This is a genomic window from Paucibacter soli (assembly GCF_037482845.1).
Lineage (GTDB): Bacteria > Pseudomonadota > Gammaproteobacteria > Burkholderiales > Burkholderiaceae_C > Paucibacter_B > Paucibacter_B soli.
On sequence record NZ_JBBHJW010000008.1, the window covers coordinates 208,412 to 225,578 of the forward strand.

Below are 17,167 nucleotides of genomic sequence, written 5' to 3' on the forward strand. Positions count from 1 at the left end.
CGCCGTCAACCCTAACGAGGACCTGCCTAGCGCCTACCTTATGAGCCTCCTGAGCACCGACCGCGAACTCACGCGCGACTCCTATTACGTGGCTACCGCGCCGCGTACCCAGCAATACGCGCCACTGCGAGAGAGCATCGAAGCCGATGTCGCCATCGTGGGCGGTGGGCTCGCGGGTTTGTCGGCCGCCATCGAGCTGGCCGAGCGCGGCATGACGGTGGTGCTGCTGGAGGCCAACGAAGTCGGCTCGGGCGCCTCGGGCCGCAACGGCGGGCAGGCGATTCATGGCCTGGCCTGCGACCAGGAAACCATCGAGGCGCAGTTGGGCCTGGCCGAAGCCAAGCGCATCTGGGCCATGGGCATCGAGGCCCTGGACCTGATACGCCAGCGCTGCGCGCGCCATCACATCGATGCCGAATGGCAGAGCGGCTATCTGGGCCTGGCCACCAGCACGCGCAAGGCCACCGAGCTGCGCGCCTGGGCCGACCGCATGGCCGCGCTCTACGACTATCCGCTGCAATGGATAGACCCGGGCGTGATGCGGCAATGGATAGACAGCCCGCGCTTTCACGCTGGCGTGTACGACGCGCGCTCGGGCCATCTGCACCCGCTCAAGTACTGCCTGGGCCTGGCCGCGGCGGCGGCGCGCGCGGGCGTGCGCATCTACGAGCAGACGCCCGTCACCCGCATGGACGAAGGCGACCAGCTCACCTTGGGCACGGCCCAGGGCCAGGTGCGGGCGCGCCAGGTCTTGCTGGCCGGCAACGTCTATCTGAACGAGATCTCCCCGGCACTGGCCCCGCGGCTGGGCGCACGCATCATGCCGGTGGGCACCTATATCGTGTGTTCGGAGCCCATCGCGCCCGAGCGCCTGCAGGCCCTGATCCCGAGCCGCTCGGCGGTGTGCGACACCAACTTCGTGCTGGACTATTTCCGCCCCACGGCCGACCACCGCCTGCTCTATGGCGGGCGGGTGAGCTACAGCACCGTCACGCCACCGGGCCTGAAGAACAGCATGCGCGCGCGCCTGCTGGAAAGCTTTCCGCAGCTGCAGGACGTGGCCATGCAATACGCTTGGGGCGGTTTCGTCGACATCTCGATGAACCGCGCCCCTGATTTTGGGCGCTTAGGCGAGCGCCGCAACGTCTACTATCTGCAAGGCTTCTCGGGCCATGGCCTGGCGCTCACCGGCCTGGCCGGCCGCATCGTCGCCGAGGCCATGCATGGCGACGCCAGCCGCTTCGACACCTTTGCCAAATTGCGCCACCATCCCTTCCCGGGTGGCAAACTGATGCGTACGCCCGCCCTGGTACTGGGCATGGCGTATTACCGACTGAAGGACATGCTGTGAGTACCGGCTCTTCATCCCCCAAGTCCCAGCGCAAGCCCGTGGTGCTGGTGCCCGCCTGCAACCGTGAGGTGGGTGAGCACCCCTTCCACATCGTCGGCAAGAAGTACATCGACGCGGTACGCCTGGCCGGCTGCCTGCCCCTGGTGGTACCCGCCTCCACACCCGAGGAGATTGACGAGTTGCTGGCGCTGGCCGACGGCGTGCTGCTGACCGGCTCGCCCTCGAATGTGCACCCCAGCCATTTCGGTGAAGAGGTTCACAACCCCGAGCTGCCGCTGGACCCCGACCGCGACGCCTGGACCCTGCCCCTGGTTCCCAAGGCGCTGCGGCTGGGCATGCCCTTGTTCGCGATCTGCCGCGGTTTTCAGGAAGCCAATGTGGCCCTGGGCGGCACCCTGCACCAGGCCGTGCAGGAGCAGCCGGGCCTGCGCGACCACCGCGCCCCGCAAGGCCAGCCCCCCGAGATTGCCTACGCCGATCAGCATCAGGTCCAGGTCTTGCCCGGCGGACGCCTGGAGGCCTTGCTGGGCCATCGCAACATCAGCGTCAACTCCCTGCATGGCCAGGGCGTGAATGAACTGGCTCCGGGCCTGCGCATCGAAGCGGTGGCGCCCGATGGCCTGGTGGAAGCCTTCAGCGTCGCGGCCGCGCGCGGCTTCTCGATGTGCCTGCAATGGCACCCCGAATGGCAGGCGTCCAGCAACCCGGTCTCGATGAAACTCTTCGAGGCCTTTGGCCAGGCCTGCCGCGACTACCGAGACAGCGTGCGCGAACCCCGCCACGACTACATCCGCGACCCCGAGACCTAGCGCCGCTGACCCCTGTCCGATTCAAGCAATCCGCAGCCCCAGGAGTTTGGGGCCAAGACCAGAAGATGAGGTGAAACATGGTGGTCAGAACAGAACGTAGCTTTGCCGAACTGGAACAGTGGTTCCGAGAGCATCGCGTCACCGAGATCGAGTGCCTGGTGCCCGATCTCACCGGTGTGGCACGCGGCAAGATCCTGCCGCGCGAGAAATTTACCGAAGACCGTGGCATGCGCCTGCCCGAGGCGGTGGTGGCCATGGGCGTGACGGGCGAGTTCCCCGAGGAGGGGCCCTACTACGACGTCATCAGCCCGAACGACATGGACATGCATCTGCGCGCCGACCCGACCACGGCGCGCCTGGTGCCCTGGGCGGTGGACCCCACCGCGCAAATCATCCACGACTGCTTCGATCGCGAGGGCCAGCTCGTGCCCTTTGCGCCGCGCTCGGTGCTGCGCCGCGTCTGCGACCTGTTCGAGGCCGAGGGCTGGGACCCGGTGGTGGCGCCCGAACTGGAGTTCTATCTGGTGGCGCGCAACACCGACCCCGACATGCCGCTCAAGCCGCCGGTGGGCCGCAGCGGCCGCGCCGAGACTTCGCGCCAGGCCTATTCGATTGACGCGGTGAACGAGTTTGATCCGCTCTTCGAGGATGTCTACGACTACTGCGAGAAGATGGAGCTCAATGTCGACACCCTGATCCACGAGGTGGGTGCCGGCCAGATGGAGATCAACTTCTTCCACGCCCACCCCATGGGCCTGGCCGACGAGGTGTTCTTCTTCAAGCGCACGGTGCGCGAGGCGGCGCTGCGCCACGATATGTTCGCCACCTTCATGGCCAAGCCGATTGCCGGCGAACCCGGCAGCGCCATGCATGTGCACCAGAGCGTGATCAACAAGGCCACCGGCCGCAACCTCTTCAGCAACGAGGACGGCAGCCCCAGCCAGGAGTTCTTCTGGTACATCGGCGGCCTGCAGAAATACATCCCCGCCGCGATGGCGCTGTTCGCGCCCTATGTGAACAGCTACCGGCGCCTGGCACGCTTCACCGCCGCGCCGATCAACATCCAATGGGGCACCGACAACCGCACCGTGGGCATACGCTCGCCGCTGGCGCCGCCGCAGGCGCGCCGCATCGAGAACCGCGTGATCGGCGCCGATGCCAACCCCTATGTGGCCCTGGCCGCCACCCTGGCCTGTGGCTATCTGGGCATCAAGAACCGCATCGAACCCACGCCCGAGTGCAAGGGCGATGCCTATCTGGGTGACTTCCAGCTGCCGCGCAGCCTGGGCGAAGCGCTGGAGCTGCTGCGCAACGAGAAGGATCTGGCCGCCGTGCTGGGCGAATCCTTCGTCACCGTCTATACCGAGATCAAAGAGATCGAGTATGCGGAGTTCATGAAAGTGATCTCCCCATGGGAACGCGAGCACCTGCTGCTGCACGTCTAAGCCCCAAACCCTTTTTCGGAGTACCCCTCATGAGCCATGTTGTTCAGGCGGCGCAGCGCGCCGCGAGCCGAAGCACCAAGGAATGGCAAGAAGCCGATTCCAAGCATTTCCTCCATCCCTTCACCGACCATGGCGGCCTCGCCAAGAAGGGCGCGCGCATCATCACCCGGGCCGAGAACATCTACATCTGGGACAGCGAGGGCCACAAGATCCTCGACGGCATGAGCGGCCTGTGGTGCGTCAACACCGGCTACGGGCAGCAGGCCTTGATCGACGCAGCGGCGCAGCAGATGAAGGAGCTGCCCTTCTACAACGCCTTCTTCCAGACCTCGACCCCGCCCGCCATCGAGCTGGCCGAGCTGCTCGCCGAGGTGGCACCACCGCAGTTCAAGCATGTGTTCTTCACCAGCTCGGGCTCGGAAGGTAACGACACGGTGGTGCGCATGGTGCGGCGCTACTGGGACATCCAGGGCCAGCCCGAGCGCAAGACCATCATCGGCCGCATCAACGGCTATCACGGCTCGACCATGGCCGGCGCCTCGCTGGGCGGCATGAGCGGCATGCATGCGCAGGGCGGCCTGCCCATCCCCGACGTGGTGCACATCCAGCAGCCGCATTGGTTCGAGCTGGGCCAGGGCATGAGCCGCGAGGACTTCGGCATCAAGGCCGCGGGCTGGCTGGAAGAGAAGATCCTCGAAGTGGGTCCCGAGCGCGTCGCCGCCTTCATCGGCGAGCCGGTGCAGGGCGCCGGTGGCGTGATCGTGCCGCCGTCGACCTACTGGCCCGAGATCCAGCGCATCTGCGACAAGTACGGCATCCTGCTGGTCAGCGACGAGGTGATCTGCGGTTTCGGCCGCACCGGCAACTGGTTTGGCTGCGAGACCATGGGTACACGCCCCGATCTGATGACCTTTGCCAAGGGCGTGACCTCGGGCTATGTGCCGCTGGGTGGCGTGATGGTCGGTGAGCGTGTGGCCAAGGCGCTGATCGACGATGGCGGCGAGTTCAACCACGGCTTCACCTACTCGGGCCACCCGGTGGCCTGCGCCGTGGCCCTGGCCAATATCAAGCTGATCCAGCAGCTCAACCTGGTTAACCATGTGAAGAGCAATATCGGCCCCTATCTGGCCGAGCGCTTTGCCGAGCTCAACGACCACCCGCTGGTGGGCGAGACCCAGACCTGCGGAATGATGGGCGCGGTGCAGTTGGTCAAGTCCAAGCCCGGCACCACCTTTGCCAGCGAGCTGGAGGTCGGCATGGTCTGCCGCGCCCATTGCTTTGGCAACGGTCTCATCATGCGCGCCGTCGGCGATCGCATGATCGTCGCCCCGCCGCTGGTGATGACGCGGCCCCAGATCGACGAAATGATGGCGCTGATACGCCGCTGCCTGGACCTGACCCTCGCCGAAGTACGCGAGCGGGGCTGGCTCTGAAGCAGCGCCCCCACACCCCCGGGTTTTGAGGTATGGGGTGGCTCACGGGGCCGCCCTAGACTGAGCCGATCCATCCCCATCCAGCGTTTGCTCTCAATCGATACGGAGTATCCCGATGAAACCGAGTCTGCCCCGCCTTGCCACTTCCTTGAGCCTGATCCTCGCCGCCACCGCCACGCTATGGGCCGGCGCGGCCCGCGCGCAGGACGAAGAGAAGGTTCTCAATGTCTACAACTGGTCCGACTACATCGCCGAAGACACCCTGAAAAACTTCGAGAAGGAAACCGGCATCAAGGTGCGCTACGACAATTTCGACAACAACGAAATCGTCCACGCCAAGCTGGTGGCGGGCAAGACCGGCTACGACGTGGTCGTGCCATCGTCCTACTGGGCCAAGCTGCAGGCCGACGGCGGTCTGCTGCGCAAGATCGACAAGAGCCAGATCCCCAACTACAAGAACCTGGACCCGGATGTGCAGGCCCAGCTCGCCAAGCTGGACCCGGGCAACGAGTACATGGTGAACTGGCTGTGGGGCTTCACCACCGTGGGCATCAATGTCGACAAGGTCAAGGCCGCACTCGGCTCCACACCCATGCCCGAAAACGCCTGGGATCTGGTGTTCAAGCCCGAGTACATCAGCAAGCTCAAGAGTTGCGGCGTCAGCTTCCTCGATTCCGCCACCGAGATCATCCCCGCCGCCCTGCACTACCTGGGCAAGTCGGCCTACAGCAAGAACCAGGGCGACTATGCCGGTGTGCCGGCGCTGCTGAAATCCATCCGCCCCTCTGTCACGCTGTTCAGCTCATCGGGCTATATCAACGACATGGCCAATGGTTCGATCTGCCTGGCGCTGGGCTGGTCGGGCGACATCAACATCGCGCGCCAGCGCGCCATCGACGGCAAGACCGGCCAGAACATCCAGGCCCTGATCCCCAAGACCGGCGGCATCATCTTCATGGACACCATGGTGATCCCGGCCGATGCGCCCCACCCCGGCAACGCGCACAAGTTCATCAACTACATCCTGCGCCCCGAGGTGCATGCCGGCCTGACCAACAAGGTCTTCTACGCCAACCCCAATAAGGAAGCGAAGAAGTTCGTCAAACCCGAGGTGGCCAACAACCCCAGCGTGTTCCTGAGCGACGCCGACATGAAGAAGATGGCCGCACCCGACGCCATCAACAACGACATCCGCCGCACCATGACGCGCATGTACACCTCGTTCAAGACTGGACTCTGAAGGCAATAATGAGCGCGACCCCGGCATACCTGCAGATCAAGGACGTGGTGAAAGACTTCGGCGGCGGCGCCGTCGCCGTCAACCATGTCTCGATCGATATCCAGAAGGGCGAGATCTTTGCCCTCCTGGGCTCCTCCGGCTGCGGCAAGACCACGCTCTTGCGCATGCTGGCCGGCTTCGAGACACCCACCAGCGGCCGCATCATCCTGAACGGCCAGGACCTCGCGGGCATGCCTCCCTATGCGCGGCCCATCAACATGATGTTCCAGAGCTATGCGCTGTTCCCGCACCTCACGGTGTGGGACAACATCGCCTTCGGCCTGCGGCGCGATGGCTGCCCCAAGGACGAGGTGGCCAGCCGGGTCGAGGCCATGCTCAAGCTGGTGCAGCTCGGCAAGTACGCCAAGCGCAAGCCGCACCAGCTCTCGGGCGGGCAGCAACAGCGCGTGGCGCTGGCACGCAGCCTGGCCAAGAAGCCGCAGCTGCTGCTGCTGGACGAGCCGCTGGGCGCGCTGGACAAGAAGCTGCGCGAGGAAACCCAGATCGAGCTGGTCAACATCATCGAAGAGGTGGGCGTGACCTGCGTGATGGTCACCCACGACCAGGAAGAGGCCATGACCATGGCCTCGCGCATCGCCGTGATGAGCGAGGGTCAGGTCTTGCAGGTGGGCGCGCCGGTGGACATCTACGAAACTCCCGCTACGCGCTTCGTGGCCGACTTCATCGGCAACGTCAACATGATGGACGGCACCCTCTCGGTGGACGAGCCCGACCATGTGGTGATCGACTGCCAGGACTGCCGGCATCTGGTCGGACACGGCATCACCGGTGTGTCCGGTATGGCGGTGGGCGTGGCGCTGCGGCCCGAGAAGATCCAGCTCACCGCCGACAAGCCCGAGGGTGAGTACAACCAGGTGCTTGGCAAGGTACGCGACCTGGCCTACTTCGGTGCCTTCACGGTCTACCACCTGCAACTGCCCAGCGGCCAGATCATCAAGGTCAGCGAGAGCAACCAGACCCGCTACCGCACGGAGCCGCTGACCTGGGACCAGGAGGTCTGGGCCTCGTGGTCGCCCACAGCCCAGGTGGTGCTGACCCAATGACTAACTTGCTGCAACGCTGCCTGCGCGGCCGCACGGCCGTGATCGGCCTGCCCTATGCCTGGCTGCTGATCTTCTTTGCCCTGCCCTTTGTGATCGTGGCCAAGATCAGCGTCTCGGAAATGGAGACCGTCCATTTCAAGGACCTGATCAGCTATGCCGACGGCATGCTCAGGCTCACGATCAAGCTGGGCAACTACCTCTTCATCACCCAGGACGATCTCTACTTCCTGTCCTATGTAGCCAGCCTCAAGTACGCGGCCGTCACCACCGTGGGCTGCCTCTTGATCGGCTACCCCTTCGCCTACTTCATGGCGCGTGCGCGCGGCACCCTCCAGCCGGCCTTGCTGATGCTGGTGATGCTGCCCTTCTGGACCAGCTTTCTGCTGCGCGTCTATGCCTGGAAGGGCCTGCTGGGCGAACATGGCTGGGTGGCCGAGGCGATCGAGGCCCTGGGCCTGGACCAGCTGCTGCTGGCCGCCGGCCTGATCCCGGCGCTGGGCAAGCTGATGAACACCCCCTTCTCGCTGGTGGTGGGCATGATCTACACCTACCTGCCCTTCATGATCCTGCCCCTCTACGCCAGCCTGGCCAAGATGGACCTGCGCCTGCTGGAGGCCGCTGCCGACCTGGGTGCCACACCCTGGGTGGGTTTCTGGCGCATCACCGTGCCGCTGTCCAAGGCCGGCATCATCGCCGGCTCGATGCTGGTGTTCATTCCCTGCGTCGGCGAGTTCGTGATCCCCGAGCTGCTGGGCGGGCCGCAGACCCTGATGATTGGCCGCGTGCTCTGGGATGAGTTCTTCAGCAACAACGACTGGCCGATGGCCTCGGCGGTGGCGGTGGTGATGATCCTCTTGATCATCGTGCCGCTGGCGATCTTCAACAAATACCAGGCGGAGAGCCAGGAGGCCAAGCGATGAGCAGCGGCGCCACCACCATCAAAGCCAAGCGCGCCATCCTGGGCCCGCAGGCCACACGCTGGTTCGGCCGCGGCTGGCTGGGTGCAGGCTATGTGTTCCTTTACCTGCCCATCCTGGCGCTGATCATCTACTCCTTCAACGACTCGAACATCGCCTCGGTCTGGGGCGGTTTCACGCTGAAGTGGTATGGCCAGCTGCTGCAGGACCGCGAGGTCATCACCGGCCTGTGGCTGTCGATGCAGATCGCTTTCGTGACCGCCTGCAGCTCGGTGCTGCTGGGCATCTTCGCGGCCTTCGCGCTGGTCAAGTACAAGCGCTTCAAGGGCCGCACCCTGTTCGCCGGCATGGTCAACGCACCGCTGGTGATGCCCGAGGTGATTGTGGGCCTGTCGCTGCTGCTGATGCTGGTGTCGATGCAGCGCGCCCTGGGCTTCCCCGAGCGCGGCATGCTCACCATCTGGCTGGGTCACCTGCTCTTGGGCCTGGCCTATGCCACGGTGGTGATAGGCGCGCGCCTGCAAGACCTGCCCCCGCAGCTGGAGGAGGCCGCGATGGACCTCGGCGCCAAGCCCTTCCAGGTCTTCATGCTGGTGACCCTGCCGATGATTGCGCAATCGCTGATGTCGGCCTGGCTGCTCACCTTCACGCTCTCGCTCGACGACGTGGTGCTCTCGGCCTTCCTGTCCGGCCCGGGCGCCACCACCCTGCCGCTGGTGATCTTTTCGCGCGCCCGGCTGGGCGTTTCGCCCAGCATCAATGCGGTGGCCACCGTGATCATCCTGGTGGTCTCGGTGGGGGTGATCCTGGCCAGCGTGCTGATCGCGCGCCAGGAACGCCGCCGCGCCCAGGAAATGGCCGACGCCCAGCGCGGCGGTTGAACGACAAGCTCAATTCGCACCATATACCCACAGAGGAGTACTCGATGAAAGCCCCACAGCTCGCCTCCCTCACGCTCGCCCTTGCCGCAGCCTTCTCAGGCAGCGCCCAGGCCCAAAGCAACGAGGACCTGCTCAAGGAATTGCGCGCCCTGCGCGATCGCGTCAACCAGTTGGAAGAGCGCCTCAAGGCCGCCGAGTCCAAGCCCGCTCCCGCGCCCAGCCAGGCTCAATGGGGCATGACCCCGCAACAGGTGCAGGACTTCAACCGCATCGCCGTCAAGACCGAGGCGCTGGAAGACGCCTCCGAGGCGCTGGGCTACAAGCAGCTGAAGATCAGCGGTTATGTGGAGCCCGCCTATATCGCCAACCGCGCGCAGAACCGTGCCGGCTTCCAGTTTCTCAACAGCGTGTCCAGCGACGGCTACAACTACGACAACTCCTACCTGGGCACCATGGCCCTGGACTTCCTGAAGGAAACCGAGAGCGGCACGCGCTGGCACCTGACGCTCTCGCCCAACCGCGGCACCGACAGCGTGATGGGCAATGGCAGCATCATCCAGGAGGCCACGGTCTCGGTCCCGCTGGGCGATCTGCAAACCCGCTTCATCGCAGGCCACACGCCCGACTGGTCGGGCTATGAAATGCTGCAGCCCACGCTCAACAAGCTGATCACGCACAACCTGCTGTTCGACTTCACCCTGCCCACCGCCTACACCGGCGCCGGCCTGGAGCTGACGCGCGGCAAGTGGATCATGAAGGGCATGCTGGCGAATATGAACGCGTCGATGCAGTCGGCCGGCGAAAAGTCGCCGGTGCTGGCCTACCGCGTCGACTATTCCAAGGGCGAGTTCCAGGGCTTCGGTTTTGCCGGCGTGCATGGCAAGGCGGCGAATCTGGTGGGCGGCACCAAGAACACGGCACTCAATCTGTTCGAGGCCGACGCCTACTTCATCCGCGGCGACTGGACCCTGCAGGGCCAGCTGAGCTATGGCATGCAGAAGCAGGCGGCCGTCACGCCCGACCCCGACACCGGCGAGCTGCGCACGGCCAAGTGGCTGGGACTCTCGGCCCTGGCGGCCTACAAGTTCACGCCGCGACTGGAAGGCGTGGCACGCCTGGACTACGTCAAGAACAACAAGAACGGTGGCGGCCTGCTGGGCTATGGCGCCGACCCGCGCAACGGCATCGGCCCCGAGATGCTGGGCCGCGACGCCACCACCGGCGACCTGCTGTTCGGCGACACCGAGCGCGGTGCCAACCGCAGCGCGCTGGCGCTGGGCATGAACTACGCCTACGACCTCGCCACCACATTCAAGTTCGAGTACCGCTACGACCGCGCCAGCCAGTCGGTGTTCGAGTTCGTCAAGGACGGCAGCTTCCGCAAGAGCAACAGCCTGCTGGGTGCGTCCGTGGTCGTGAAGTTCTAAGGATCAAGCATGAGTGGCATCAACTGGCATGAGCGCGCCGCGGCGCTGACGATAGACGGTCGCCCGGTCATCGACGGCCGGCGCGTCGAGACCCAGGCAGGCCAACAGTTCGACTGCATCTCGCCCGTGCATGGCAAGAGCCTGGGCCAGGTCTCGCGCGGTCTGGCCGCCGACGTTGACGCCGCCGTGGCGGCGGCGCGCCGCGCCTTCGACGATGGCCGCTGGGCCGGGCGTGCGCCGGCCGCGCGCAAGAAGGTGCTGCTCGCCTTTGCCGACAAGATCATGGCGGCGCGCGATGAGCTGGCCCTGTTGGAGACCCTGGACATGGGCAAGCCCATCCAGTACTCGCGCAGCGTGGACGTGCCGGCGGCGGCGCGCTGCATCGCCTGGTATGCAGAGGCGGTGGACAAGATCTACGACGAGATCGCGCCCACCGGGGCGAATGCGCTGGCGCTGATCCAGCGCGAGCCCATGGGCGTGGTAGGTGCCATCGTGCCCTGGAACTACCCCATGATCATGGCGGCCTGGAAGCTCGGGCCGGCGCTGGCGGCGGGCAACTCGGTGGTGCTCAAACCCAGCGAGAAATCGCCGCTGACCGCCTTGCGCCTGGCCGAGCTGGCGCTCGAGGCCGGCCTGCCCGAGGGCGTGTTCAATGTGGTGCCCGGCTTTGGCCACGAGGCCGGCGAGGCCCTGGCCCTGCACCCCGATGTGGACGCCATCGGCTTCACCGGCTCCACGCGGGTGGGCCGCAAGATGCTGGAGTATGCGGGCCGCTCCAACCTCAAGCGCGTCTACAACGAGCTGGGCGGCAAGTCGGCCTTTCTGGTGTTCCCCGATTTCGACGACCTCAAGCGCGCCGCCCAGACCGTGGCCGGCAGCATGTTCTTCAACCAGGGCGAGAGCTGCAACGCGCCCTCGCGCGTGCTGGTGCACGAGAGCATTGCCGACGAGTTCGTGGCCCTGGTGGCGGCCGAGACGCCGGCCTACCAGCCGGGCGACCCGCTGGATCCCGCCACCGTGATGGGCGCGCTGGTCGACGACGGCCAACTGCGCACCGTGATGAGCTATATCGAGGCCGGCCATGGCGAGGGTGCCAAGGCCGTCGTGGGAGGTCGCCAGGCGCGCAGCGAGAGCGGCGGCTTCTATGTCGAGCCCACCGTGTTCGCCGGCGTCAGCAATGAGATGAAGATCGCGCGCGAGGAAATCTTTGGCCCGGTGATGAGCGTGCTGCGCTTCAAGGACGAGGCCGACGCGATTGCGCAGGCCAATGATTCGAGCTACGGTCTGCAGGCCAGCGTCTGGAGCAGCCATGTGGACCGCGCACATCGCGTGGCCCGCCAGCTGCGTGCCGGCACCGTGCATGTGAACCAATACGACGAGGACGACATCACCGTACCCTTCGGTGGTTACAAGCAGTCGGGCAACGGGCGCGACAAGTCCCTGCACGCCTTTGACAAGTACACCGAGCTCAAGACCACCTGGCTGCGCATCAACAACACCTGACCCCTGGACCCCAGCGTGAAAGACCTGTTGCAACAACTCCGTTCCGCCCAGGTCCACACCCTGCTGGCGCAGTTCACCGACATCCATGGTGTCGCCAAGGGCAAGTACCTGCCGATCGAGCAGCTCGACCAGCTGCTCACCGAGGGCGCCGGTTTTTCCGGCCCCTCGATCGCCGGCACCGGCCTGCCGCGCACCGGCCCACGCAGCGAGTACTGGGGCCGTGGCATCGCCAGCACGGCCCAGGTGCTGCCCTGGATGCCCGGCTATGCGCGCATCGTCTGTGATGGCTATGTGGCCGGCGCGCCCTTTGACGCCTGCCCACGCCAGGTGCTGCGCCGCGCCGAGGCGCAGCTCGCCAAGCATGGCTGGTATTTGCGCACCGGCATCGAGCCCGAGTTCTTCCTGCTGCGCCGCGATGCACAGGCCGGCTACCTGCCCTTTGACGCGCAGGACGGGCTGGACAAGCCTTCTTACGATCTGAAGACGCTGCCACGCCAGGCAAGCCTCTTGCGCGAGCTGCACAAGGCCCTGGCCAGCAGCGGACTGGAGGTGCTGCAGATCGACCATGAGGACGCGCAAGGCCAGTACGAGCTCAACTTCGGCCATGACCTGGCGCTGCGCAGCGCCGACCACCTGATGCTGTTCAAGCTCGCCGCCCAGGCGATCGCCGAACAGCATGGTGCCGTGTTCTCGATGATGCCAAAACCCTTCGCCAATCAACCCGGCAGCGGCATGCATTTCCATGTCTCGATGTGGCGCGGCGAGGCCGATGAAGCGCAGTGCATGTTCGAGGACCATCCGGGCCAGCCGGCCCCGGGCGGCGCGGCGCTGATGCAGCATTTCATCGCTGGCGTGCTGGAACACTCGGCGGCGCTGTGCGCGCTGGCCGCGCCCACCGTCAACTCATACAAGCGCCTGGTGGTGGGCGAATCGCTCTCGGGCACCAGCTGGGCACCCGCCTATGTAGCCCATGGCCCCAACAACCGCACGGCCCTGGTACGCACGCTCAAGGGCCGCTTCGAATGGCGTCTGCCGGACGCCTCGGCCAATCCCTATCTGGCCACCGCGGGCCTGATCGCCGCAGGGCTGGACGGCATCGAGCGTCGCCTGGCGCCTCCCCCGGCCTGCCAGGACGATCTGTTCGAGCTCACGCTGCCGGCGCTGCGCCAGCGCGGCATTGCCCTGCTGCCGCAATCGCTGGACCAGGCCCTGGACGCGCTGGAGGCTGATGCGGTGATAGGCGCGGCGCTCGGTGAGACATTGCGCGCGCAGTTCCTGCGCCTCAAGCGCGCCGAGGCGCTGGCCCATGCGCGCCATGTGAGTGATTGGGAACTGCAGCAGTACGCCGAACGCTTCTGAAGCCCGCCGTTTGAGTTCCGCTCGCGTTCCCTGGCTGGCCTATGCCAGCCTGGCCCTCAGCACCGGCCTGGTCGGCAGCTATGTGGGCCTGTCCAAGCTGCTGGTGCTGGTGTTCCCGGTGTTTCTGCTGGCCTGGCTGCGCTTTGGCTTCGCGGCCGTGCTGATGCTGAGCTGGCTGCGGCGCGCGCCGCACGAGCCCAGCATGGACCGCCGCACGCGCGTCCTGCTGTTCCTGGAATCCTTTATCGGCAACTTCCTGTTCTCGATCTGCCTGCTCTATGGCCTGCGCAGCACCTCGGCGGTGGTGGCCGGCGTGCTGCTGGCGGGCATACCGGCGGCGGTGGCGGGCTTGAGCTGGCTGTTGCTGCGCGAGCACATCGCACCGCGCGTGCTGATGGGGGTGGCGCTGAGCGTGGCCGGCATTGCCCTGGTGGCGCTCACGCGCGCTGACAGCGGCAGCGGCGCGGACAGCGGCTGGGGTCCGCTGCTGGTGCTGGCGGCGGTGCTGTGCGAAGCCTGCTATGTGGTCATCGGCAAGCGCCTCACGCAAGACCTGCCCCCGCGCCGCATCAGCGCCCTGATCAATCTCTGGGGCCTTGTGCTGGTGACGCCGCTGGGGCTGTGGCAGGCCTGGCAGTTCAACTTCGCTGCCGTGAGCCTGGCCAGCTGGGGCTTGCTTGCCTTCTACGCCAGCGCCGCCAGCATGGTGACGGTGTGGCTGTGGATGCACGGCCTGCAGCAGGTGCCGGCGGCGCGTGCCGGCGTCTTCATGGTCTTCCTGCCGATTGCCACCGCCCTGGTGGGCCTGCTGGCGCTGGGCGAGGCGATCGGCGCGCTGCAGGCCCTGGCCTATGCGCTGGCCCTGCTCGGCGTGCTGCTGGCCACCTGGCCGGAGCGCAGCCAAGGCATGGGGCAGCAATGAAAAGCGATGGTATGGCGCCGCGCGGCTGCCCTACCATCGCGCCATGACGAGCCCCGACACCCCCACCCATCTGCGCATCCACCAGTTTGCCGGCCTGGCCGCAGGCCCGCGCCTGCTCGTCACCGGCGCCGTGCATGGCAACGAGATCTGCGGCAGCCTGGCAATCACGCGCCTGCTTGAACAACTCGACCGCGGCGCGCTGCGCCTCTTGCGCGGCACGCTCACCTGCGTGCCGGTGGTCAACCCGCTGGCCTACCAGCGCGGCGAGCGCGAGGGCCAGCGCAACCTGAACCGCAATCTGCGCGAATGCCCGATCCCGCAGGACGTCGAGGACCGCATCGCCAACCGGCTCTGCCCCCTGCTGGCCGCGCATGAGGTGCTGCTGGACCTGCATTCCTTCCAGGGCCAGGGTCAAGCCTTCGTGATGCTGGGCCCGCGCGACAACCAGGGCGAGCTGGAACCCTTTGCCCATGCCGCGGCCGAGGCCGCACTGGCCGCGGCGCTGGGCCCCACACGCATCGTCGAGGGCTGGCTCTCCACCTACGAGCTGGGGCTGCGCCGCCGCGCCGAACAAGGCGCACCCCACCAGGATCCCCATTACGGCATGGGCACCACCGAGTACATGCGTGCACGCGGCGGCTATGGCGTGACGCTGGAATGCGGCCAGCATGCCGACCCCGAGGCCCCCGAGGTGGCCTACCGCGCCATCCTGCGCACCCTGGTGCTCTTGGGCATGCTGGCGCCCGAGACCGTTGATGCGCACCGCCCCGCCAACCCGCCCGAATTGCTCAGGCTTTACGAGGTGGTGGACCGCCAGCACGAGGGCGACCGCTTCGAGCGTGAATGGGCCAGCTTCGACGCGATCACCGAGGGAGAGCGCATCGGCACGCGCCACGACGGAGCGCCGGTGCTGGCGCCGGCCGATGGACGCATCGTGTTCCCGAATTCAAAAGCCCTGCCCGGCCATGAGTGGTTTTACCTGGCGCGAGCGAGTGATCGGCGGCTTGGCTAAAGTGCGCCGATGAAAATCGACTTCGTCTCCGACATCTCCTGCCCCTGGTGCGCCATCGGCCTCAAATCGCTGCAGCAGGCGCTGGCGCGCATGCCCGATCTGCCGGTTCAGTTGCATTTCCAGCCCTTCGAGCTCAACCCCCAGATGGGCGCCGAGGGCCAGAACATCGACGAGCACCTGCAACAGAAATACGGTGCCAGCGCCGAGCAGGCCGCCGGCGTGCGCGAAGCAATCCGCAAGCGCGGTGCCGAGCTGGGCTTTGAGTTCGATATGCAGAACCGCAGCCGCATCTACAACACCTTCGACGCCCACCGCCTCTTGCACTGGGCCGGCGAGCAGGGCTCCGAGGCGCAGCGCGAACTCAAGCTGGCACTGTTCTCCGCCTACTTCAGCGCGGGCAAGAACCCTGGCGATCACGCCGTGATGCTGGACGCCGTGCGCGGGCTGGGCCTGGATGTGGAGGCCGCGAGCGCCGTGCTGGCATCGGACCGCTACGCCGCCGAGGTGCGCGAACGCGAGGCCTTCTACCAGGCCCAGGGCATCCACTCGGTACCCTCCGTCATCATCAACGACCGCCACCTGATCCAGGGCGGCCAGGAGCCGGCGGTATTCGAGGAGGTGCTGAGGCGGCTGGCGGCCGAGAGCCCGGCCCAAGCCTGAGACAATATCGGCTTTCATGCCAGGGGCGCCCGGCTCGGCCGGGCGCCCTTTTTTTCTCCCCGAGGATTTTGCAGTGTTCAAGAACCTGATCGTGTACCGGATCGCCCCCGACTGGCAGCCCACCATCGAACAGTTCGAGGACGCCCTGGCCCAGGGCGCCTTCGTCGAATGTGGCGCCTCGCAGGCGCTTTCGATGGGCTGGGTGGAGCCGCGCGGCGTCAAGCATGCCCCGCTGGTAGAGAACGTGGGCGGCCATCTGCTGCTCAAGCTGATGATCGAGCAGCGCGTGCTGCCGGGCTCGGTGGTGAAGCGCCGGGTCGACGAGCTGGCCGAGCGTATGGAGCAGGAAACCGGCCGCAAGCCCGGCAAGAAGGCCAGGAACGAGCTCAAGGAACAGGTCACCCATGAGCTGCTGCCGCAGGCCTTCACCAAGCAATCGGCCATCCGCGTCTGGATCAGCCCGCGCCAGGGCCTCCTGATGATCGATGCCAGCTCGCCGGCCAAGGCCGACGAGGTGGTGACGCTGCTGGTCAAGCAGCTCGACGGGCTTTCGCTGCAGCTGGTGCAGACGGCCGAATCCCCCGCGGCCTGCATGACGGCCTGGCTGCTGGACGGCGTGCCGCCCGCTGGCTTCACGATAGACCGCGAGTGCGAGCTCAAGAGCGAGGACGAGATGAAGTCGGTGGTGCGCTATGCCCGCCATGCGCTCGACATCGAGGAGGTACGCCAGCACCTCACCGGCGGCAAGGCGCCCACCAAGCTGGCGATGAGTTGGCGCGACCGCGTCTCCTTCATGCTCACCGACACCATGCAGATCAAGAAGATCGCCTTCCTGGATCTGGTCTTCGAGGGTCGCGACAAGCCCGCCAAGGACGAAGCCTTCGACGCCGACGCGGCGCTGGCCACACTGGAGCTGGGCCAGCTGATCCCCGAGCTGATCGAAGGGCTGGGCGGCGAGCATGACTTCGCTGCCGCCGGCGCCAGCCTGCCGGCGGCGCTGCCGCAAGACCTGGCACCCGCGCCGACACAAACGCTGGAAAGCGCGCCCTGGGATTGATCTGCAGCCTTGCGCGCCGGTGCGGCGAGCGCGCATGATGCAGGCAGA

General features: G+C 66.3%; 15 protein-coding genes. All 15 read left to right on the forward strand.

Annotation, left to right across the window (positions count from 1 at the left end; all coding sequences use genetic code 11):
* Window positions 1–40 precede the first annotated feature (40 nt).
* The 15 genes from WG898_RS17415 to WG898_RS17485 all read left to right on the forward strand — a co-directional run bounded on the left by WG898_RS17415 (window position 41) and on the right by WG898_RS17485 (window position 17,119).
* Complete coding sequence (locus tag WG898_RS17415; protein ID WP_339604059.1) at window positions 41–1,351, forward strand: NAD(P)/FAD-dependent oxidoreductase; 1,311 nt, start codon at window positions 41–43, stop codon at window positions 1,349–1,351.
* Window positions 1,348–2,160 carry a gamma-glutamyl-gamma-aminobutyrate hydrolase family protein gene (locus WG898_RS17420; protein WP_339604060.1) on the forward strand — a complete coding sequence of 271 codons (813 nt, stop codon included), beginning with the start codon at window positions 1,348–1,350 and terminating at the stop codon, window positions 2,158–2,160. Before WG898_RS17415 ends, WG898_RS17420 begins: the two co-directional genes overlap by 4 nt.
* A gap of 77 nt (window positions 2,161–2,237) precedes the next feature.
* Complete coding sequence (locus tag WG898_RS17425) at window positions 2,238–3,605, forward strand: glutamine synthetase family protein (RefSeq protein ID WP_339604061.1); 1,368 nt, start codon at window positions 2,238–2,240, stop codon at window positions 3,603–3,605.
* A gap of 29 nt (window positions 3,606–3,634) precedes the next feature.
* On the forward strand, window positions 3,635–5,038 hold the full coding sequence (locus WG898_RS17430; protein WP_339604062.1) for an aspartate aminotransferase family protein: 1,404 nt from the start codon (window positions 3,635–3,637) through the stop codon (window positions 5,036–5,038).
* 115 nt (window positions 5,039–5,153) lie between these two features.
* A complete protein-coding gene (locus WG898_RS17435) occupies window positions 5,154–6,278 on the forward strand; it encodes a polyamine ABC transporter substrate-binding protein (RefSeq protein WP_339604063.1) in 1,125 nt (374 codons plus the stop codon).
* Between the two features lie 8 nt (window positions 6,279–6,286).
* Window positions 6,287–7,381: an ABC transporter ATP-binding protein gene (locus tag WG898_RS17440; protein ID WP_339604064.1), complete on the forward strand. Its 1,095-nt coding sequence runs from the start codon at window positions 6,287–6,289 to the stop codon at window positions 7,379–7,381.
* On the forward strand, window positions 7,378–8,301 hold the full coding sequence (locus tag WG898_RS17445; RefSeq protein WP_339604065.1) for an ABC transporter permease subunit: 924 nt from the start codon (window positions 7,378–7,380) through the stop codon (window positions 8,299–8,301). The genes WG898_RS17440 and WG898_RS17445 overlap by 4 nt, the downstream gene beginning before the upstream one ends.
* A complete protein-coding gene (locus WG898_RS17450) occupies window positions 8,298–9,179 on the forward strand; it encodes an ABC transporter permease (protein ID WP_339604066.1) in 882 nt (293 codons plus the stop codon). The genes WG898_RS17445 and WG898_RS17450 overlap by 4 nt, the downstream gene beginning before the upstream one ends.
* A gap of 44 nt (window positions 9,180–9,223) precedes the next feature.
* Window positions 9,224–10,606, forward strand: coding sequence for a DUF3138 family protein (locus tag WG898_RS17455; RefSeq protein WP_339604067.1), 1,383 nt, complete (start codon window positions 9,224–9,226; stop codon window positions 10,604–10,606).
* Between the two features lie 9 nt (window positions 10,607–10,615).
* Window positions 10,616–12,109, forward strand: coding sequence for an aldehyde dehydrogenase (locus WG898_RS17460; RefSeq protein ID WP_339604068.1), 1,494 nt, complete (start codon window positions 10,616–10,618; stop codon window positions 12,107–12,109).
* 27 nt (window positions 12,110–12,136) lie between these two features.
* Entirely contained in the window at window positions 12,137–13,468 is a 1,332-nt protein-coding gene (locus WG898_RS17465) for a type III glutamate--ammonia ligase (protein ID WP_339604069.1), read from the forward strand.
* 10 nt (window positions 13,469–13,478) lie between these two features.
* Window positions 13,479–14,390: a DMT family transporter gene (locus WG898_RS17470; RefSeq protein WP_339604070.1), complete on the forward strand. Its 912-nt coding sequence runs from the start codon at window positions 13,479–13,481 to the stop codon at window positions 14,388–14,390.
* 43 nt (window positions 14,391–14,433) lie between these two features.
* Window positions 14,434–15,402 (forward strand): M14 family metallopeptidase, encoded by a 969-nt coding sequence (locus WG898_RS17475; protein ID WP_339604071.1) that lies wholly within the window; start codon window positions 14,434–14,436, stop codon window positions 15,400–15,402.
* Window positions 15,403–15,411: 9 nt separating this feature from the next.
* Window positions 15,412–16,062, forward strand: coding sequence for a DsbA family oxidoreductase (locus WG898_RS17480; RefSeq protein ID WP_339604072.1), 651 nt, complete (start codon window positions 15,412–15,414; stop codon window positions 16,060–16,062).
* A gap of 73 nt (window positions 16,063–16,135) precedes the next feature.
* Window positions 16,136–17,119, forward strand: a complete 984-nt coding sequence (locus WG898_RS17485) for a recombination-associated protein RdgC (protein WP_339604073.1) — start codon at window positions 16,136–16,138, stop codon at window positions 17,117–17,119.
* Window positions 17,120–17,167: the final 48 nt, after the last annotated feature.